At 73.5% G+C, this 18,947-nt stretch carries 20 protein-coding genes; 10 read left to right on the top strand and 10 right to left on the bottom strand.

What is annotated here, in order from left to right:
• Positions 1-54 precede the first annotated feature (54 nt).
• From AB0N31_RS23560 to AB0N31_RS23570, 3 genes are all read left to right on the top strand, one after another.
• A complete protein-coding gene (locus AB0N31_RS23560) occupies positions 55-567 on the top strand; it encodes an EF-hand domain-containing protein (protein WP_366060365.1) in 513 nt (170 codons plus the stop codon).
• 104 nt (positions 568-671) lie between these two features.
• Positions 672-905: an acyl-CoA dehydrogenase family protein gene (locus tag AB0N31_RS23565; protein WP_366060366.1), complete on the top strand. Its 234-nt coding sequence runs from the start codon at positions 672-674 to the stop codon at positions 903-905.
• Positions 906-1,534: 629 nt separating this feature from the next.
• Positions 1,535-2,074 (top strand): ATP-binding protein, encoded by a 540-nt coding sequence (locus tag AB0N31_RS23570; RefSeq protein WP_366060396.1) that lies wholly within the window; start codon positions 1,535-1,537, stop codon positions 2,072-2,074.
• A gap of 711 nt (positions 2,075-2,785) precedes the next feature.
• Here the strand turns inward: AB0N31_RS23570 and AB0N31_RS23575 are convergent.
• Positions 2,786-3,790, bottom strand: a complete 1,005-nt coding sequence (locus AB0N31_RS23575) for a helix-turn-helix domain-containing protein (protein WP_366060367.1) — start codon at positions 3,788-3,790, stop codon at positions 2,786-2,788.
• A 71-nt stretch (positions 3,791-3,861) separates the two neighbouring features.
• Between AB0N31_RS23575 and AB0N31_RS23580 the strand changes: the two genes are divergently transcribed.
• Positions 3,862-5,301 (top strand): MFS transporter, encoded by a 1,440-nt coding sequence (locus AB0N31_RS23580; protein ID WP_366060368.1) that lies wholly within the window; start codon positions 3,862-3,864, stop codon positions 5,299-5,301.
• A 45-nt stretch (positions 5,302-5,346) separates the two neighbouring features.
• On the opposite strand, the gene AB0N31_RS23585 is transcribed toward AB0N31_RS23580, so the two are convergent.
• Together AB0N31_RS23585 and AB0N31_RS23590 are read right to left on the bottom strand one after the other, a co-directional pair.
• Positions 5,347-6,540, bottom strand: a complete 1,194-nt coding sequence (locus AB0N31_RS23585) for an NAD(P)/FAD-dependent oxidoreductase (protein WP_366060369.1) — start codon at positions 6,538-6,540, stop codon at positions 5,347-5,349.
• Between the two features lie 266 nt (positions 6,541-6,806).
• Positions 6,807-8,414, bottom strand: coding sequence for a subtype B tannase (locus AB0N31_RS23590; protein ID WP_366060397.1), 1,608 nt, complete (start codon positions 8,412-8,414; stop codon positions 6,807-6,809).
• 241 nt (positions 8,415-8,655) lie between these two features.
• On the opposite strand from AB0N31_RS23590, the gene AB0N31_RS23595 reads away from it, so the two are divergent.
• Positions 8,656-9,264 (top strand): GNAT family N-acetyltransferase, encoded by a 609-nt coding sequence (locus AB0N31_RS23595; RefSeq protein ID WP_366060370.1) that lies wholly within the window; start codon positions 8,656-8,658, stop codon positions 9,262-9,264.
• Positions 9,265-9,464: 200 nt separating this feature from the next.
• On the opposite strand, the gene AB0N31_RS23600 is transcribed toward AB0N31_RS23595, so the two are convergent.
• The 3 genes from AB0N31_RS23600 to AB0N31_RS23610 all read right to left on the bottom strand — a co-directional run bounded on the left by AB0N31_RS23600 (position 9,465) and on the right by AB0N31_RS23610 (position 10,644).
• Entirely contained in the window at positions 9,465-9,635 is a 171-nt protein-coding gene (locus tag AB0N31_RS23600) for a hypothetical protein (protein WP_366060371.1), read from the bottom strand.
• A 301-nt stretch (positions 9,636-9,936) separates the two neighbouring features.
• Complete coding sequence (locus AB0N31_RS23605; protein ID WP_366060372.1) at positions 9,937-10,149, bottom strand: hypothetical protein; 213 nt, start codon at positions 10,147-10,149, stop codon at positions 9,937-9,939.
• A 63-nt stretch (positions 10,150-10,212) separates the two neighbouring features.
• Complete coding sequence (locus tag AB0N31_RS23610; protein ID WP_366060373.1) at positions 10,213-10,644, bottom strand: Asp23/Gls24 family envelope stress response protein; 432 nt, start codon at positions 10,642-10,644, stop codon at positions 10,213-10,215.
• A gap of 348 nt (positions 10,645-10,992) precedes the next feature.
• Between AB0N31_RS23610 and AB0N31_RS23615 the strand changes: the two genes are divergently transcribed.
• Positions 10,993-11,319 (top strand): GYD domain-containing protein, encoded by a 327-nt coding sequence (locus AB0N31_RS23615; protein ID WP_366060374.1) that lies wholly within the window; start codon positions 10,993-10,995, stop codon positions 11,317-11,319.
• Positions 11,320-11,390: 71 nt separating this feature from the next.
• Here AB0N31_RS23615 and AB0N31_RS23620 read toward each other — a convergent pair whose 3' ends face one another.
• Together AB0N31_RS23620 and AB0N31_RS23625 are read right to left on the bottom strand one after the other, a co-directional pair.
• Positions 11,391-12,065: a pyridoxal 5'-phosphate synthase gene (locus AB0N31_RS23620; protein WP_366060375.1), complete on the bottom strand. Its 675-nt coding sequence runs from the start codon at positions 12,063-12,065 to the stop codon at positions 11,391-11,393.
• A 73-nt stretch (positions 12,066-12,138) separates the two neighbouring features.
• Positions 12,139-12,762 (bottom strand): LysE family translocator, encoded by a 624-nt coding sequence (locus AB0N31_RS23625; RefSeq protein ID WP_366060376.1) that lies wholly within the window; start codon positions 12,760-12,762, stop codon positions 12,139-12,141.
• A gap of 82 nt (positions 12,763-12,844) precedes the next feature.
• Here AB0N31_RS23625 and AB0N31_RS23630 point away from each other — a divergent pair, with 82 nt between their 5' ends.
• A complete protein-coding gene (locus AB0N31_RS23630; RefSeq protein WP_366060377.1) occupies positions 12,845-13,297 on the top strand; it encodes an Lrp/AsnC family transcriptional regulator in 453 nt (150 codons plus the stop codon).
• 211 nt (positions 13,298-13,508) lie between these two features.
• On the opposite strand, the gene AB0N31_RS23635 is transcribed toward AB0N31_RS23630, so the two are convergent.
• Positions 13,509-14,144 (bottom strand): TetR family transcriptional regulator, encoded by a 636-nt coding sequence (locus tag AB0N31_RS23635; protein WP_366060398.1) that lies wholly within the window; start codon positions 14,142-14,144, stop codon positions 13,509-13,511.
• Between the two features lie 134 nt (positions 14,145-14,278).
• Here AB0N31_RS23635 and AB0N31_RS23640 point away from each other — a divergent pair, with 134 nt between their 5' ends.
• From AB0N31_RS23640 to AB0N31_RS23650, 3 genes are all read left to right on the top strand, one after another.
• Complete coding sequence (locus tag AB0N31_RS23640; RefSeq protein ID WP_366060378.1) at positions 14,279-15,001, top strand: VOC family protein; 723 nt, start codon at positions 14,279-14,281, stop codon at positions 14,999-15,001.
• 252 nt (positions 15,002-15,253) lie between these two features.
• On the top strand, positions 15,254-17,617 hold the full coding sequence (locus AB0N31_RS23645; RefSeq protein ID WP_366060379.1) for a PQQ-binding-like beta-propeller repeat protein: 2,364 nt from the start codon (positions 15,254-15,256) through the stop codon (positions 17,615-17,617).
• Positions 17,618-17,729: 112 nt separating this feature from the next.
• Positions 17,730-18,296: a hypothetical protein gene (locus tag AB0N31_RS23650; protein ID WP_366060380.1), complete on the top strand. Its 567-nt coding sequence runs from the start codon at positions 17,730-17,732 to the stop codon at positions 18,294-18,296.
• Positions 18,297-18,365: 69 nt separating this feature from the next.
• On the opposite strand, the gene AB0N31_RS23655 is transcribed toward AB0N31_RS23650, so the two are convergent.
• Entirely contained in the window at positions 18,366-18,818 is a 453-nt protein-coding gene (locus AB0N31_RS23655; RefSeq protein ID WP_366060381.1) for a phospholipase, read from the bottom strand.
• Between the last annotated feature and the right edge of the window lie 129 nt (positions 18,819-18,947).

Genomic DNA, 18,947 nt, shown 5'->3' on the forward strand with positions numbered 1-18,947 from the left:
CCCTGCGGAGAGTTCACCCACACCCGACGCGACGACGTGAGGCGGCCCACAGAGATGGTGAGCAGCGAGTACGAACGCAGGATCGCCGACCGGTTCGCCACCTTCGACCAGGACGGCAACGGCTACATCGACCGTGAGGACTTCGCCTCCGCCGCGAAGGCCGTACTCGCCGAGTTCGGAGTGCCGGCCCGGTCCGACAGGGGACAGGCGCTGTACGCCGGTGCCGAGGCGTTCTGGCAGGGCATGGCCGGGATGGCCGACCGCGACGGGGATCAGCGCATCACCCGCGACGAGTTCGTGGGCGGGGCGGTCAAACGGCTCCGTGACAATCCCGAGCGGTTCGCCGAGATCGCCCGGCCGTTCCTGCACGCCGCGCTCGCCGTCGCGGACGGTGACGGGGACGGGCGGGCCACGGTCGACGACACGGTGCGGGTGCTGAGGGCGCTCGGTGCCGGTGAGGGTGTGGCCCGGGGGGCCGCGGGTGTGCTGGACGCCGACGCGGACGGGAAGGTGGGGGAGGCGGAGGTCGTGCCGGCGTTCGCCCGCTACTTCACCGTGCCGGAGTAGGGGACCGCCGCGGGGCTCCACCCCCGATCCTCTCCGGACCCGTCGCCGCCCTCCTTGCCGCGGCCGGGCAGCTCGGTGGCGCCACGCGCGCGTGCGGGACGGCCGTGCAACACGCCCGGGCGCGGGAGCAGTTCGGACAGCCGATCGGCGCCTTCCCGGCCGTCGGGCATCCGTGCGCGCACCCGTCGGCGCGGGTGGAGGCGGCGCGGGCCGCCGTCCACGCCGCCGTCGGCACCGCCGGCCTCGCGACGGCCCGGCTCCGCGCCGAGGAGGCCGCCGTGCGCGGCGCGCGCGACTGCCTCCAGGCGCGCGGCGGGACGGGGTTCACCTGCTGCTGAAGCGGAACCGGACGGGTGCGCGGCGTGCGGGAGACTGCACACAGAGTGATGGTCCGCCGACGCGCGACCCGCTGTCCGGGACGGCTTCCGAAGGCGTCGGCCTGCGGTGACGGGCGCCGGCCGGGAACCGTGTCACTGATCGTGGCACGGGGTGGTGACGGAGCGTGAGTTGCGGTTGTGGCCGAGGTGTGACCCGTCACGGGCTGGAGTCGGGGGGTCGCTCCGGTACCTTCTGTGTGATGCGAGTGGCTACGAGCGCGAGCCGTGCCGGTGGTGCCCCCGGGGCAGTGCCGGATCCGACGGTGCGCGTGCCTGCTCGCAGGCCGGACGGGCGCGGGTTTGCGGCCTGTTCGACTCTCCGCGACAAGCGTCGCACAGTATGCCGCACGCGTACTCCTTCGCGCTGGAATATGCCCGAAGCGCTTGTTGAGGTGACTGTATGTCAACCAAGCTGTCTCGTAAGGGAATCACGTTCCGTCACTCCGCCTCTGGTCGTTGTTCTGGCCATGCGGAAAATGGCTACGATCGTGGCCCTCGTCGTCATGGTGCTCGCGTGGCTTGCGTGGCTCACGTGGCGCGCGGCCATGTGTCCGCCGGTTCGGATGGTGTGAGCGGTGCAGGTGCTTCAAGTGCAGCTGGAGATCCGGCCCGACCCCGCTGAAGTGGGTCGCGCCAGGCGATGGGCCCGTTCGCGTCTCGTCGGGTCCGGGATAGGGGCCGACGAGCCGCTCGCCGAGACGCTGATCCTGCTCGTCTCCGAGCTGGTCACCAACGCCGTGGTGCACACCGGCTGTCCGGCCGTGCTGCGGCTCTCGCTGCCGGGCGTCGAGGCGGGTCGGGCCACCGTCCGGCTGGAGGTGGCCGACAGCAGCAGCCGGGCCCCCGTGCCCCGTTGTGTGGGGGACGGGGCGACGGGCGGCCGTGGACTGGCCCTCGTGGACGGCCTCGCGGACCGCTGGGGGTGGAGCGTCGAGGGTCCAGGCAAGCGCATCTGGTGCGAACTCGACCACTGCGCGCGGCCGCTGGACGACATCGACCCCGGAAGCGCGGCGGACCGCGGCGGAGTGACGGACCGCGGCGGAGTGACGGACCGCGGCGGAGCGGCCGAGGGCGGGACCCGCCCCTTCCGCGCGCCGGCCTACGGCGGGTTCGCGTACGAAGCCGTGTGACACGGCCGTGCGGCGCGGCCGTGTCCGAGGACTGATGCGGACCGGCACGGCCCGGCCTGCGGCGGCGGTGCGCGGGCGTGGACGGAGCCGAACGGCGCGCGGGGTGCGGTGCACGGATGCAGAAAGCGCTGTCGGTCCGGCCGGGGAGGGCGGCGGTGCGCCTGGACGTGCTTCCGTGCGCGCCCAGTATAAATAGGACGTAAGTCACAAATCCCCGAACGGGTGTTGACGTCGGGTGTCCGTTTGATCACGCTTGTGGGCAGCGATTCGCCGCGAGGGGACGACGAGGGTTCCGGTGACGGGGCCCTCGCCGAGTGTGGGTCGTGATTCGGCGTCGGGTCCCTCAGGGCCGGGGGAGACCGGGGCGGGTGCGCCGAGTCGGATGGTGGTGCGCGGTGCCGTGCTCGGGGCGGCACGGGGGCACCTCCCGCTCGAGCACGGTCGAGAGCGGGGGAGGCGCGCCGCCGTCCGGCGTGCGTTCGGGGGCGGTCGACCGCCGGATGCCCCGGGCGTCCGTCACGGGATCGCCACCCGGCGGCACCGGCACCCCCGGCGTTCCGCCGGCGCCGGTGAGCGGCTCGGGCCTCGCGGAGAGGGGGAAGGCGTGCCGCTCCTCTTGTCCACAGGCTGTGGACAAATGTTCGGGATTCCCGCTCCTGTCCTGCGCGATGCCCGCCCCGCCGGATCCCGGGCTGCCGCCACGGGGCGTCCTCACGTTCTGACGGCGCCGCTCTCCGTCCGGAACGTCCGCCGGTACGCCGTCGGTGTCACCCCGAGCGCCGCCTGCAGGTGCTGGCGCATCGACTGGGCGGTGCCGAAGCCGGCGTCCCGGGCGACCTGGTCCACGGAGAGGCCGGTGGACTCCAGCAGGTGCCGGGCGCGTTCGACGCGCTGCCGGGTGAGCCACTGGCCGGGACTGACCCCGACCTCCTCGCGGAAGCGGCGGGTGAACGTCCGTACCGACATGGCCTCCTGGGCGGCCATGTCCCGTAGCTGGATGGGCTCGTGGAGGCGGCCGAGCGCCCACGCGCGCGCCGCGGCCGTCCCGGGCAGTTGCGGATCGGGCACCGGCCGCTCGATGTACTGCGCCTGCCCGCCGTCGCGGTGCGGCGGTACGACCGTACGGCGGGCGACCTCGTTGGCGACGGCCGTGCCGTGGTCGCGGCGCACCATGTGCAGGCACAGGTCGATGCCGGCGGCGACGCCCGCCGAGGTCAGGACGTCGCCGTCGTCGATGAAGAGGACGTCGGGGTCGACCCTGACGCCGGGGAACAGGCGCTGGAGCCGGGCGGCGTCGGCCCAGTGCGTGGTCGCGGGGCGGCCGTCGAGGACGCCGGCGGCGGCCAGGACGTACACGCCGGTGCAGATGGAGGCGAGGCGGGTGCCGGGGCGGATGAAGGCGAGCGCGGCGGCGAGGTCGTCGGTCAGGACGCCCTCCTCGAAGACCGGGCCGAGTTCGTAGGACGCCGGGACGATCACGGTGTCGGCGGTGGCCAGTGCCTCCGGACCGTACGCGACCTGGACGGCGAAATCGGCGTCCGTCTCGACCGGCCCCGGCGGCCGGACCGAGCAGGTGACGACCTCGTACAGGTGCCGTCCCTCGGGGTCCTTGGGACGGCCGAAGATGCGGTGCGGGATGCCCAGCTCGAAGGGGAGCAGGCCGTCGAGGGCGAGGACGACGACGCGGTGCGGGCGGAAGCCCGAGGAGGGGCTCATGGCCCGATCCTAACGAACATCGGCCTTTGGGTCACTCGCTCCGGACGATCGCGGACCCGAAGCTCTATGGCGTGACGCAGACAGACATGACCGGGACCGGGGCGGACGGGGCCGAGGTGGACAAGGTCGAGGAGAGCGGGACCAGGGTGACCGGGGCGGGGGCGAAGGGGGGCGGGGCGCCGGACGCGGGCGTCTCCCGGGCGCCGGGGGTGGCCCCCGGTGGGACCCCTCGCGCCGGGAGGCGGCGGCCGCGCGTCCACCGGGCGTGGTTCGTCGCCGCCGTCACCTTCGTCACGATCATCGGGGCGGCTGCCTTCCGCTCGCTGCCCGGCCTGCTCATCGAGCCGCTGAACGAGGACTTCGGCTGGTCGCGGGGCACGATCGGCGCGGCCGTGTCGGTCAACCTCGCCCTCTACGGGCTCACCGCGCCCTTCGCCGCGGCGCTGATGGACCGTTTCGGCATCCGCCGGGTGGTGGCCGTCGCGCTGACCGTGATCGCGCTCGGCTCCGGCCTGACGGTGTGGATGACGGCGGCCTGGCAGCTGCTGCTGTGCTGGGGTCTGCTCGTGGGTCTCGGCTCGGGTTCGATGGCCCTCGCCTTCGCCGCGACGGTCACCAACCGCTGGTTCACCGAGCGCCGGGGCCTGGTCAGCGGCATCCTCACCGCGGCCTCCGCCTCCGGCCAGCTGATCTTCCTGCCGCTGCTGTCCTGGATGATCACCCGCCACGACTGGCGCCCGGCGGCGGTGACGGTCGCCCTCGCCGCCCTCGCGGTCGTCCCCTTCGTCTGGCTGCTGCTGCGCGACCATCCCGCGGACGTGGGCCAGAGGCCGTACGGGGCGACGGAGTTCGTCCCCAAGCCGGCCCCGGTGCCGGGCGCGGCGCGGCGTGCGGTCACGGTCCTGTTCTCGGCGCTGCGCACCGGCCCGTTCTGGCTGCTGGCCGGGACCTTCGCGATCTGCGGCGCCTCCACGAACGGCCTGGTCCAGACCCACTTCGTGCCGGCCGCCCACGACCACCACATGCCCGTCACGGCGGCGGCCTCCCTGCTGGCGGTGATCGGCGTGTTCGACGTGGTCGGCACGATCGCCTCCGGCTGGTTCACGGACCGCTTCGAACCGCGCCGGCTGCTGGCGGTGTACTACGCGCTCCGCGGCGTCTCGCTCCTCTTCCTGCCGGTCCTGCTGGCCCCGACGGTCCACCCGCCGATGATCTTCTTCATCGTCTTCTACGGCCTCGACTGGGTCGCCACCGTCCCGCCCACCCTGGCCCTGTGCCGCGAGCACTACGGCGAGGACAGCGCCATCGTCTTCGGCTGGGTCCTGGCCTCCCACCAGATCGGCGCGGCCCTGGTCGCCTTCCTCGGCGGCGTGGCTCGCGACGCCTTCGGCTCGTACGACGTGGTCTGGTACGCCTCGGGGGCGCTGTGCGCGGCGGCGGCGCTGATGGCGCTGGTGATCAGGCGCAGGCCCACGGCTCCCTTCGCGCCCGCCGCGCCCGCGGTGGCCTGACGGCCGGCTCCCGCCGGAACCCGTCCCCGGTGGTGCGGCGTCCCCTCAGCCCCGCCCCAGCCGGCGGCGTACCGCCTTCGCTATGCGTTCCGCGTCGCGGGACAGTTCGCGGAGGTTGCCGCTGATGGGGTTGGTGAAGCCGGTGAAGTAGAGGCCGGGGGCGGTGGCCGGTGTGCGGGGGCCGTGGGCGGTCGGTCTGCCCCGGGGGCCGAGGACGTCGAGGTGGCCGACCAGGCCTTCCAGGGCGCGGGTGTAGCCGGTCGCGGCGATCACGGCGTCCGGCTGGACGCGGGTGCCGTCGGCGAGGACGACCTTGCCGTCCTCGAAGCCGTCCACCGCGGCCACGACCTCGACCCTCCCCGTGCGCACCGCGTCGATCAGGCCGACGTCCTGCACCGGGATCGCCCCTTCGCGGACACGGGTGTAGAGCCCGGTGTCCGGTCGCGGCAGTCCCTGCGCCGACAGGTCCGGCACGCTGATCCTGGCCAGGACCCGGCCGACGCGGTCGACGAGCTTGACGGGCAGCCGCCGTACGAGGATGCCGCTGTACTGGGCCGGCCAGCCGGCGGTGGAGCGGCGCACGATGTGCGGGACCGTGCGCACGGCCAGCCGCACCCGCCCGGCGCCGCTCTCCACCAGGTCGACGGCGATCTCGGCACCGGTGTTGCCGACGCCGACGACGAGGACGTCCCGGCCCGCGTACGGCGTGCCGTTGCGGTAGGCGGAGGCGTGGATCAGCTCGCCGGTGAAGGTGTCGCGGCCGGGCCAGTCGGGCAGCGCCGGGGTGTGGTTGTGGCCGGTGGCGACGACGACCGCCGCGCCGGTCAGCTCGCGCCCCCCGGAGGCGTGCAGCAGCCAGCCCGTGCCGTCGGGGGTCCGCTCGACGCGGGACACCTCGACGCCGGTGACGATCTCCAGCTCGTGGTGCTCGGCGTACTTCTCCAGGTACCGCACCACGTCGTCGCGGGCGACCCACCGTCCGAAGCGGCGGGGCATCGGCAGGCCGGGCAGGGCCGAGCGGCGCCGGGTGGTGTGCAGGTGCAGCCGGTCGTAGTGCCGCCGCCAGGACGCGCCGACCCGGTCGGACTTCTCCACCACGACGGCGCGTACGCCCCGGGCGCGCAGCGCGTACGCGGTGGCGAGGCCGCCGGGGCCGCCGCCGATGACGTAGACCGGGCGGTCGGCCGCGTTCGCGGCGCTGTTCGCGGAGGGGTTCGGCTGCGGTGCGGAGTCTTCCATGAGCGCGAGCGTAATCATGCGCGGCATTGATGGGTCTCGGTCAAGACCGGAATTGGTTGCGGATCGATCACGCCTGTACGAGTGGTGTGTGCGGACGGTGACGTGGGTCACCTGGTTGTGGACGTGCCGCGACGCCGGGCCCGGGTGCGCGGGGGTCCGGCGTCGCGGGAGGCGGCGTCGATTCTTATGACGGGAAACGGACGCCGCCGCTCGGGGGCGGCCCGGCGGAGGCCGCCGGGAACCGGCAGGGGCCGCCGGGAAAGGGACTACTTCCGCTCGGCCTTGTGCCCTGTCACCTCGGCGATCCACTGGATGAAGTCGCCCGGGTCGGTGTTGGCGCCGTGGCCCTGGTCCCAGTAGTAGACGTGGTTCACGTCGTCGCCGAGGCCGTGCGCGGCGGCGGCGATGTTCGCGGAGACGGTCAGGGACGTGTCGGAGTCCTTGGTGCCCAGCCGGATCCACCAGTGCTTGCTGCGAGCGGTGTTGGGCTTGTCGACCAGGTGGTACATCGGGTTCATCAGCCGCAGCAGCTCGGGGACGTCGCCGTCGACCCGCTTGCCGGTGAGGCCGGTCGTGTCGTTCTTCTGGCCGTACGCCGTGAAGTGCCGGGCGAGCGTGGTGCCCTTTCCGAACTCGTTGTTCTCCCCGGAGGAGAGGTCGAAGGCGTCGAACGCCGGGACGTTCTTCTTGCGGGCGCCGACGTGGGTGAGGAAGTCGGCCCAGGAGAAGGAGGCCCGGCCGTTCTTCCAGGTGATGAAGGTGTTGGCGGCGAGGTAGGTCGCCCGCGCCGAGTCCGACAGGGCGGCGAGGTGGGTGGTGGCCGACGGCTCCAGGTACTGCTCGACCAGGTACTCGTCGTAGTTGCGGGCGTTGAGCGTGCCGAAGCCGCCGAGTCCCCTGAGCTTGAGGCCGGCCTGGTACTCCGCGAACCGGGCCCGCAACTCCTTCGACACCGACTGGTCGACGACCGCTCCGGCGGAGGTGGCGTTGGCGCCCCAGTTCCACTCGTAGGCGCCGTCGGCGTGCTCCAGGTCGGTGATCGGGCACCAGGCGCCGGTCGCGAAGATCGCGTCGGAGGCGTCGGCCGCGCCGATCTCCTTCAGGTAGGGCGCGTAGAGCGGGCTGTCGCCGGACGCGCCGAGCAGCGAGGACAGGGCGCCGCCCGCGCTGGTGCCGGCGGAGACGATCCGGTCGGTGTCGCCGGGGATGCGGCCCTTGTTGGCGCGGACGTACCGCACGGCGGCCTTGAGGTCGACGATCGCGGCGGGGGCGACGCCGTAGTACTCGCCGGCGGAGTTCTTGAGGGTACGGCCGCGGGCGCCGGGCTCGACGACGACGTAACCGGCGGCAAGGGCGAGCAGCTGGTTGGTGTTCAGGGCGCCGCCGGTGGCGTTGGTGTCGCCCGTCGCGTTGGAGGCGGAGGGGCTGGGCGAGGCGGTCGGGGCGGACGGGCCGCCGGGGGCGCCGCCTCCCATGGGCCCGCCGGCGGGGCCGCCGACGCCGGTGGCGTCCGCGACGGAGGACGGCATGTACCCGCCGACGGAGTTCGCGAACAGGATCGGCGCGTCCGAGGCGTCCACCGCGGTGCCGTCGATCTTCACCGGGACGCTGACGTTGAGGCTCTGGTACTTCTCGTCCACCGGCCGGGCGACGTAGGTGATCGCCTTCCAGAAGCGGTAGGTCACGGGGTGCTCGGTGCCCTCGGCGTCCGTGACGGTGGTCGTCAGCTCGGTGTAGGCGTCGGGGTCGAAGGCCAGAGAGCCCAGGGAGTCCGAGCCGGACGAAGAAGAGGACGAGGTCCCGCCGGCCGACGCCTGGGCGCTGAGGGCGAGGCCGCCCACCGCCGCGACGCCGGCGGTGGCCCCGATGCCCATGACGACCGACCTGCGCTTGACTGCCCTGTGCTTCACGGTTCGACTCCCTCGCTGCGGGTGCTTGCGTCAGCGAACGTAGCCGGATCGCAGACAAAATTGCCAACAATCCCGCGCGCTTCATGGGGGATGCACAGGTTCATGGCGGGGGCACAGCGCATTTTCATGGAACCGGGAGGACGGTGCACACGGGCAGGGGGCCCTTCCGGCGCGGGTGCGGAAGCGGCCGGTGTTCAATGGCGGGATGACCGATCCCCGTGAGCCGTACGCCGGTCCGCCCGCCCCCGTGCTCGACGGTCACGGCCTGCGCCTGCGGCCCTGGGACCCCGGATCCGCCGCCGATGTCGACGCGTGGCTGCGCGTGCACCTCGACCCCGAGTTCCTGCGCTGGAACACCCCGCTGCGGGCCGTCACGGACACCGCCGGCGCGCGGGAGTCGCTGCGGGCGAGGACGGCGGCGACGGAGGCCGGGACCGCGGTCGTCCTCTGCGTCACGGACGCGGAGGACGGGGCGATCCTCGGGCAGGTCGGCCTCAACGCGATCGACCGCGTCCGCAGCTGTGCCAACGTCGGTTACTGGGTGCTGCCCGAGGCCCGCGGCCGGCAGGTGGCCACCCGGTCCCTGCGGCTGGCCACCGTCTGGTTCTTCGCCCGACTCGGCCTCCACCGGCTGGAGCTGGGCCACGCCCTCGGCCACGGGGCGTCCTGCCGCGTCGCCGAGCGCTGCGGGTTCCGCTACGAGGGCACCCTGCGCGGCGCGATGTGGGAGGCCGGCCGCCAGGACGCCTGGCGGGACGTGCACGGCCACGCCCGCCTCGCGACGGACCCCGACCCGGCGGCCGGGTCCGGGTGACCTCGGAGGCTCCGGCTTCCCCCTCCGCGGGCTCCGCGACGGCGACGTCGTCCCCCGGGCGTCCTCCGCTGCCGGATCTGCGGAACCGAGGCTCCTGTCCCCGGCCCGTGTGATGGACTCGTGGCCATGTCGACGACCCTCGGGGCGCCTCCGAACGGCCTCGCGCCCGGCGGAACGTGGGCCGCCCGTGGCCGGGCCGTTCAGCCGGCCGGGCGCCGGGTGGAGCGCCACAGGGAGCGGACCGCCAGGTAGAGCAGGTCGGCGACGAGGAGGAGTACGCCGATCGAGGCCAGGTGGAGCAGGCCGTCGACGGCCGCGCCGACGGCGACCAGAGCGATTCCGGCGGCGAGCAGGGTCAGGAAGAGGACCATGGCGGGACACCTCCCGGGACGTGCGGGTTCCGCGCCTCTCCGGTACGGCGGGGCACGCCGGGACCGTGCTCGGGTGCCGCGTCGGCCGACGCGGGGGACGCGAGGGCCCCGGCACACAGGCCGCCACCCGTGGCGTACGGCGGCCGGGCTGCACTGAACCGGTCGAGGTGAACCGGCTCAGTGCCCGGCGGGCGATCCGGGAAACGGTCTTCACGACGGCCCGGTCGGCAACGGTGACGCACCGCGCCCGCCAGGGGGACGACGGGACGCCGATCGGCTTCACCGGTCACTGCCGCCGGTCTCACCGAGCCCGTCGCCGGTCGTCGCGGATCCGCTCCTGCCGGTCCCGGCGGCGGACGAAGTCGCTCGGTTCGAGATCGCCTTCCGTCAGCCGCCCGACCAGGAGGCCGACGAGGCCCAGCCCCAGCACCAGCAGGAAAGTCCAGAAGTTGCCGAAATAGGCGGCGAAACCGAGCGCCATTCCGGCCATCAGGCCCACCACGGCCTTGCTCATCACGCGCTCCTTCGCTCAGGGCTCATCACGCGCTCCGTCGCTCGAACGCGCCGCTCCGCCCGGCTACTGGATCCGTTGCCGTTCCTCGCCCTCGTCCTCCTCGTCGGGCAGCTTCACGTCGCTGACCGTGATGTTGACCTCCACGACTTCCCGGCCCGCCATCCCCTCCACCGCGGAGATCACGTTCTCCCGCACCGCACCGGCCACGTCCGTGATCGAGACGCCGTAGTCGACGACGATCTCCAGATCGACGGCCGCCTGAAGCTCTCCGACCTCGACGCTGACCCCGCGCGTGACGGACTTGCCGCTACCGGCGCCGGGCATCCGTTCGCGCACGGATCCCATCGAGCGCGCGAATCCGCTGCCGAGGGCGTGGACGCCGGGCACGTCGCGTGCCGCCATTCCGGCGATCTTCTCCACCACCACATCGGCGATGGAGGTCCGGCCGCGAGAACCGGGCGCTCCACCGTGTCGTACGCCGGTGTTCTCAGTCATGGGGACATTCCTCCCTCGTGAGGCCCGCACGGCACCCACAAGGGAAATAATAGTCTTTTTGGTGCGTTTCGCCGGAATTGCGGAGCTGGAGGGGAGTGCCCGGACGAGCGGCCGGAGCGCCCCTGACCGCCGTCCTCGTCCCGGCCACCGCGGCCTGACCGGCCTGGTCGGCGCCCCGCCGGAGGAGTTCGTCCTCGACGGCGCGAAGCTTCTCGCGCCACCCCCGAGTGCCGAAGACCGTGCCCGGACGCCCAGCGGTTTTCCCGGCCGTTCGGGGGACGCGGCGCCCGCCGTCGGCGCGCTTCCCGCCCCGCGGGGCATCCCTTGACGGGACGAAAGGGAGACACGATGCCGCTCTACCTGTCGAGGTTCAGCTACACGCCGGAGACCTGGGCGCGGCTGATCGACCACCCGGAGGACCGGGCCCGGGCCGCTCAGTCGTACATCGAGTCCGTCGGCGGAACGCTCCACGGTTTCTGGTACGCCTTCGGCACGCACGACGGCTACAACCTGTGGGAGGCCCCGGACGACGTGTCCATGGCCGCGGTCGCGCTGGCGATCAGCGGGGGCGGTGCGCTCAGCTCGTTCGAGACGACCGTTCTGCTGACCGTCGACGAAACGCTGAGGGCCCTGCGCACGGCCCAGCTCGTCCAGTACCGGGCTCCCGGCGCGTAGCGGCCGGGACGGCCTCGGCACCCCGGTCCAGGCGGCAGGAACCCGCGGCTCGCCGCCCCCTCGCCCGCCCCTCACGGCCACAGCAGCCCCCGCGACCAGCCGTCCGCCGCCCGCCGGTAGGCCAGCCGGACGTGCCGGCGCCCCGCGTCGCCCTGGAAGAACTCCACCTCGTCCGGGCGGAGTCGGTACAGGGTCCAGGTGGGCGACTCGGCGGTCGGGTTCGCGCGGGCCCGGTCCCAGGCGGCGGCCGACGCGGTCGCCAGCTCCTCCAGCGAGGCCAGGCTCTCGCTCTGGTGGCCGGTGAGGGCGGCGGCCAGGGCCCCCGTCGACCGGGCGTGCAGGTCCGCCCGGGCCTCCGCAGCCGGGGCGGCCGTCACCGGGCCGCGCACGCGCACCTCGCGGCCCAGCACGGGCCAGTAGAAGGTGAGGGCCGCGAACGGACGGTCCGTGAGGTGGCCGCCCTTGCGGCTGGTCACGTGCGTGCCGAAGGACCAGCCGTCCTCGTCCGCGCCGTGCAGGATCACGATGCGCGCGTCCGGCAGGCCGTCCCCGTCCGCGGTCGACAGGGTCATGGTGTGCGGCTCCCGTTCGCCCGCCGCCACCGCCTCGGCGAACCAGCCGGTGAACAGCGCCAGCGGCTCGGCGGGGGCCGCCGCCGGGTCGAAGGGCGGCAGCTCGGTCACCTCCGGGTCCCACACCCGCAGCGACCTCAGCAACTCGTGAAGATCCGTGGCATCCGTTCCCATGGTCCGAGTATCGGCCAGGGCGGACGAAGGCGAGCGCGGACGAGGGCGGCGCGGGAGATCCGCCCGGTCCGGCTCAGCCGCCGAGAGCCAGCCGCTGGGCCAGGAGGAACGCCCCGATCCCCAGCATCGCCGCCCCCGACGTCCGGGTGACCGCGCGGGCCGCCGCCGGGCGGGCGCCCAGCAGCCTGCGGGCCAGGACGCCCACCGTCGCGTAGACGGCGGCGCAGCACGCCATGTGCAGCAGCCCGAGGACGGCGGTCTGCGCCGGCACCGGCAGGCGCGCGTCCCGGGTGACGAGGAACTGGGGCAGCACGGAGAGGTAGAGCAGCAGGCCCTTGGGGTTGAGGCCGCTGATCGTCGCGCCGCGCAGGAAGACCCGCCGCCGGTCCCGCTCCACCGCCTCCCCCGCCCGCGGCACCCCCGGCCGGCGCAGCACGCTCCAGCCCAGCCACACCAGGTACGCCGCCCCGGCCACCGTCAGCGCGGTGAGCAGCTGCGGGGACCCCGCCACCAGGACCGCGAGGCCCGCCGCGGCCAGCGCCGTGTGCAGGGCGTAGCCGCTGACCAGGCCCGTCACGGCCAGGCCCACCGAGCGGCCGCGCAGCCCGGCGGCGATCACGTACGCCCAGTCGGCGCCCGGCACGCACACCAGCAGCAGGTCCACGGTGAGGAAGGAGATCAGGGTGGCGGAATCCATGGAGGGGACATTAGGCGCGATTCCGTCGAAGGTGTTCCCGAAGTTTTCCCGGAACCGGGCCGAATGGGGAAGGATCTTCCCCATGGACGACGTGGACCGGAAGATTCTTGCCGAGCTGCAGCAGGACGGGCGGCTGACCGTGACCGAGCTGGCCGCGCGGGTGCGGCTGAGCGTCTCGCCGTGCCACCGGCGCCTGCGGGAGCTGGAGCGGTCCGGGGCGATCAGCGGCTACCGGGCGGTGGTGGAGCCGGCCGCCGTCGGGCTGACCTTCGAGGCACTGGTCTTCGTCTCGATGCGGCAGGAGGACCGGGACACGGTCGCGGAGTTCGAGCGGGCCGTCGGCGAGGTGGAGCACGTCCTGGACGCGCAGCGGTTGTTCGGGGAGCCGGACTACCTGCTGCGGGTGGCCACCGCCGACCTCGCGGCCTTCCAGCGGCTGTACGACGAGCGGCTGGCGACCCTGCCCGGGGTGCAGCGGCTCACCTCGACGCTGGTCATGAAGCACGTGGTGCGGGACCGGCCGCTGCCGGGCTGACGCACGCCGTCCGGGCTGCTGCCCACCGGCTCGGGCCGGCGCACGCAGTCCGGGCTGTTGCCCACCCTCGGCCGACGTGTGCCGCGGGCGTCCTCGAGTCGGGCACCCCCCCACAGCGCGGCAGGCGGCGGCCCGTCCGGATCACCGGACGGACCGCCGCCTGCCAGACAGGACGTGGGACGTGGGGGAAAAGGGTCGCGGCTGCCGCGGGCTATTTCGTCGGCTTCTTGCCCGTCATGCCCAGGTGCACCAACAGCGCCACGTTCGGCTTGAGTTCAGCCTGCTTGACGCCCCACGCGGTGAAACCTTTCTGGTGCGAGGCGACCGCCGCGAGCATCGCGACCAGCGAACCGGCGATCGCGCCCGGGTTCACGTCCTTGTCGACCTTGCCCTTGGACTGCAACTCGGCGACGGCGTCCGCGAGGGAGGCGTTCACCGAATTGAGGATCTTCATGCGGAGCTTGTAGAAACGCTTGTCCCCCTCGGCCGCGCCGAGGTCGACGACGCGCAGGATCGCGTCGTTGCGCTTCCAGAACTCCAGGAACTCGTCGACGAGTTCCTGCGCGGTCTGCCAGCCGGCCTTGCCGACCCAGGACCGCCCCTCCAGCACCTCGGTCAACCCGGCGCTCTCGGCGGCCATTTGCTCCGCGATCTCCAGGACGGCGCCCTCGACGTCCGGGAAGTACTGGTAGAAGGTCGCGGGCGAAGTGCCCGCCTTCCGGGCGACATCGATGACCTTGACGTCCCGGTAGGGAGAGGATCTGAGCATCTCGCTGAGGCAGTCGAGCAATTTCTGCCGCGTCGCCTGCCCGCGCCGACCGGCCACGCGGCCGTCGACGGTACGCACTTGTCCTGTCATGCCGTCAGCTTACCGACGGGTGATGAGAGCGCGATTCGGCCGACTGCAAATGGGGTGCGCGGGGGCTCGGAGGCGGGCGTGCCTGGTCTGCGGCTTGCGTGAAGCGCCGTTAGTTTGGCTGTATGGCCGAAAACAGGGCATCGGTGTACGCGGAGGGCGTCCCCTGCTGGGTGGATGCGCAGCTCCCCGACGTGGACGCGGGCAAGCGGTTCTACGGGGAGCTGTTCGGGTGGGTCTTCGAGGAGGCGTACGGCTCCTCCGTGTGGGCCCGGCTGGACGGCGAGCCGGTCGCCGCGCTCGCCCACAAGACGGACGGCCGGATGCCCACGGTGTGGACGGTGTCCTTCGCGACCCCGGACGCGGAGGCGACCGTGCGCCGCATCCGCACGGCCGGCGGGCAGGTGGTGACCGCGCCGACGCCGGTCGACGGGGCGGGGGTCGCGGCCCTGGCCGCCGATCCCGAGGGCGCGGTCTTCGGCCTGTGGCAGGCGGGCGGCCACCCGGGTTTCGGGGTGCGGCACAGACCCGGCGCGTTCGCCTGGGCGCAGCTGTACGCCCGTGACACCGGTGCCGCCAACACCTTCTACGGCCACCTCTTCCACGAGGCCCTGTTCGGACCGGGCGCCGAGCCCGACTTCGGGCGGGCGCCGGTCTCGGACGTCTTCCCCGACGTCATGCCGCCGCACTTCCTCGTCCACTTCGGTGTCGAGGACTGCGAGGCGGTCCTCGGCGCGGTGAGCCGGCTCGGGGGGCGGGTGCAGGCGGGGCCGTTCACCGCCTCGTACGGAACGGTGGCCGTCGTCACCGACAATCAGGGGGCGTCGTTCGCGCTGCTCCAGCGCTGAGCCGTCCGGGCGTGCGGCCGGGGGCCGGTGCGGGGGCGGACGCGGGGGACGTACGTGCGGGCCGGGCACCTGTGCATGTGCCTACTTGCGCGTATATGAAATGAGACACCCCGATTGTCACGGGGTTCGCAACCGGTGGCCCGGCCAGGAAGAATCGGGGTGCGTGCCGCCATGGCGGTGCGGTGGTGAGACGCTGCACGGGGTCGCGTACACATGTGGGTGACGCGGCCCGTACGGGGAGGTGGCAGGCAAGTGGTGGATCAGCTGACGCAGCACGATCCGCGGCGGATCGGGCCGTTCGAGGTGCTGGGACGGCTGGGGGCCGGCGGCATGGGGCTGGTCTATCTCGCACGTTCGGCCTCGGGCCGGCGGGTGGCGATCAAGACGGTCCGCACGGAACTGGCAGAGGACCAGCTGTTCCGGGTGCGCTTCACCCGCGAGGTGGAGGCGGCGCGGGCGGTCTCCGGCTTCTACACGGCCGCGGTCGTCGACGCCGATCCGCGGGCCGCCGTGCCGTGGCTGGCCACCGCCTACGTGCCCGCGCCCTCCCTCGAGGAGATAGTGAACGACTGCGGGCCGCTCCCGGCCCAGGCGGTGCGCTGGCTGGCGGCGGGCATCGCGGAGGCCCTCCAGTCCATCCACGGCGCCGGGCTCGTCCACCGCGACCTGAAGCCCTCCAACGTCCTCGTCGTCGAGGACGGCCCCCGGGTGATCGACTTCGGCATCGCCTCCGGCGTCTCGAACACCCGTCTGACGATGACGAACGTCGCCGTCGGCACCCCCGCCTACATGTCCCCGGAGCAGGCCAAGGACTCGCGCAGCGTCACCGGCGCCAGCGACGTCTTCTCCCTCGGCTCGACCCTCGTCTTCGCGGCCACCGGACACCCCCCGTTCCACGGCGCCAACCCCGTCGAGACGGTCTTCATGCTGCTGCGCGAGGGCCCCGACCTGGCCGGGCTCCCGGACGAGCTGCGCCCGCTCATCGACTCCTGCATGCAGATGGAGGCCACCGGCCGGCCCAGCCCCGCCGACCTCCAGGCCCAGCTGGCCCCGCACCTCTTCGGCTCCGGCTCCGACGACAGCGGTACGGCGTCGGCCTGGCTGCCCGAGAAGGCGGTCGCCCTCATCGAGACGCGCCGCGGCGGCCGGCCACCCGTCAAGGCGGCGGTGAGCCCCCGCGGCGGCGGCGTCGGCATGGCCCGCCCCGCCGTGCCGCCGCCGCCCGCGCACGACCCCGTGGTGCCCGCCCGTACGGCGCCCGCGCCCGTCGGGGTCGGCGCCCCCGGCGCGGGGCCCGTCCGGCTCGCCGGAGCGGCCGTGCCGATCGGCCCCGGCCCGCGGGTCGCCGATGCGCGCGCCACCGCCGCCGTCAAGGCGCCCGTGCCCGATCCCGGCCTGGTCGCCTCCTGGTCCCGGCCCCGCCCGGGCGTCAACGGCGCCGAACCGGCCCCCACGGCCGCGCCCCCGGCCGCCGCCGCGACCCCGGCGGGCTGGCGCCCCTGGCGGTTCCGCATGTCCAACGACGTGTGGGGCACCCCGGCCGTCGCGGGCGACCTCGTCTACGTCACCTCCTTCGAGGTGCACGCCCTGGACGTGGCCACCGGCCGGCGCCGCTTCAAGACGCGTGACGTGGCCTGGTCGATGGCGGTGGCGGACGGCCGTATCGTCGCCTCCGACGGCCCCACCCTGTTCGCGCTGGACGCCCGCGAGGGCACCGACCTGTGGCGGCTGCCCACCGACTCCTGGGTGTACTGCCTCAGGGCCGACCGGGGCACCGTCGTCACCGGCACCCGCGGCGGCGGCGTCCAGGCCTGGGAGGCCTCCACCGGGCAGAAGCTGTGGGAGGTCACCGGCTGCCAGACCGACTTCGAGTCCCCCGAGGCGGGCCCCGCCCTCCACGACGGCACGGTCTACCTCTGGCAGGACGCCCGCCTGCGCGCCCTCGACGCCCGCACCGGCGACGAACGCTGGTCGTACCCCATCGGCGACGCCGCCTCCTGCGGCGGCGTCCCGGTCCGGGTGACCGCGGCTCCCGACGGCTACGTCTACGTCTCGGCCGGCACCCGCGTCCTCGCCGTCGACGTGGCGAGCGGCATGGTCCGCTGGCACTTCGAGGCCCCCGCGGTCTTCCTCTCCCCGCCCGCCTTCGTCCCCGGCCCGGCGGTCACGGGCGGCGGCGTCTACCTCGCCGACTACCTCGGCACGGTCTACGCCCTCGACGCCACCGACGGCCGCGACCGCTGGCGCATCGCCACCGAGGCCCGCTCCTCGGTCGACCCGGTGCTGGTCGCCGCGGGCCACGTCCACGTGGGCAGCGGCAAGGGCCTCTACACCCTCGACGCCGTCACCGGCACGCCCAAGTGGCGCTTCCAGGCGGGCGGCGACATCGTCGGCGCCCCCGCGGTGGCCGAGGGCCGCATCCACTTCGGCTCCACCGACCACCTCCTCTACACCCTCAAGGCCGACGACGGCCGCCTCCGCTGGAAGCTGGCGACCGGCGGCGAGATCACCGGCTCCCCGATGGTCCGCGACGGCGTCGTCTACGCGTGCAGCAAGGACCGCTGCGTCTACGCCCTGGACGCGGAGAAGGGCACGGGCACGGCGCGAACGGCGTGACGCCGCCCGGCGCCGGGGCCCGCGGCGCGACGCACCGGTCCCCGCCGCGCCGGGGACCGGCCGGTCACCCCGCAATGACATGCTCGTGACAGTCGGTGTCTAGGCTGGTCCCATGGACCGACGGGGACGCACACTCAGACTCACGGCGACGGCGGCACTGGTGGTACTGGCGCTGACCGGCTTCTCCACCGGACGCGGCCACGGGAGCAGCACGCACGGGGGCGGCGGGTGCAGCAGCTCGAGCCAGGACCACGACGGTTCGTCCGGCGGCGGCGGATCGTCCTCGTCCGGGTCGAGCGGGTACCACGACTACGACGATGACGACTACGACTACGGCGACGGGTCGGGCGGTTCGAGCGGGTCGGACGGGTCGTCGTCCCCTGCCATGGAGGCCACCTTCGAACCGGCGACCGTGGAGCTGGTGAGCTGCGCGACCAAGGACCGGCCGTACGCCACCGTCGAGGTCGTCAATCCGAACGGCGTCCCCCGCGACTTCGACGTCGCCGTGTATTTCATGGACGCGGACACGGTGGCGATCGACGAGGCCCACCCGACGGTGAACGTCCCCGCGAACGGTACGAAGAGGGTCCGGGTGGAGTTCGACGGCGGTGCGCCGGGCGAGGTCCTCGACCACTGCGAGGCCGCCCCCACCGCCCCTGACTCCCTTTCCGGCAGCTGACCTCGACGCACCCGGAACTCGGCGCACCCGGAAGCGGTGCGGGGCGCGCGGCGGGCGCCCCGCGTGTGCTCAGCCGAGGACGCGGACGGCCTGGTAGTAGGTCCAGGCCGTGCTGTTGCAGGACGTCTGGGTGGCGCCGGTGCATTTGTTGCACACGCGCTTGAGGTCCTCGTGGAAGGCGCTGTCGAGGCGGGACTTGTTGGCGTCGAAGGTGCCGACGGCCTTGTAGTTGCGGTAGCCGAAGTCGTGCCGGGCGCAGGAGGTGGAGAAGGGGAAGCCGAACGGGTTGTCCGGCGAGGAGGAGCAGTGGTCGGTCGACCAGTCGAAGCCGTACGCGGACCAGGCGGACTGGTTCGCGCGGGCGGCCGTCCACGCGCTGTAGCTCGTCGCGCTGGTCTGCGTCCAGCTCGCGAGGACCTGCGGCTTGTCGGCGGGAGCGGCCTCGGCGGCGGTCGCCGTGACGAACACGGCGCCGAGGGCGAGGGCCGGGGCGACGAGAGCGGTGGCAAGTCTGCGGGTCATTCCCCCACCTCCGTACGGCTGTTGCCCGCCCCTCGGGAAACAGGTGCATGTCAAAATGGCTGCCTTCCGTGAGACCTGCTCACACCCCGTCAGGCCGACGACTTCGTGAACTCCGGGAAGTGCCGGGCG

Source organism: Streptomyces sp. NPDC051051, from assembly GCF_040682975.1.
GTDB lineage: Bacteria > Actinomycetota > Actinomycetes > Streptomycetales > Streptomycetaceae > Streptomyces.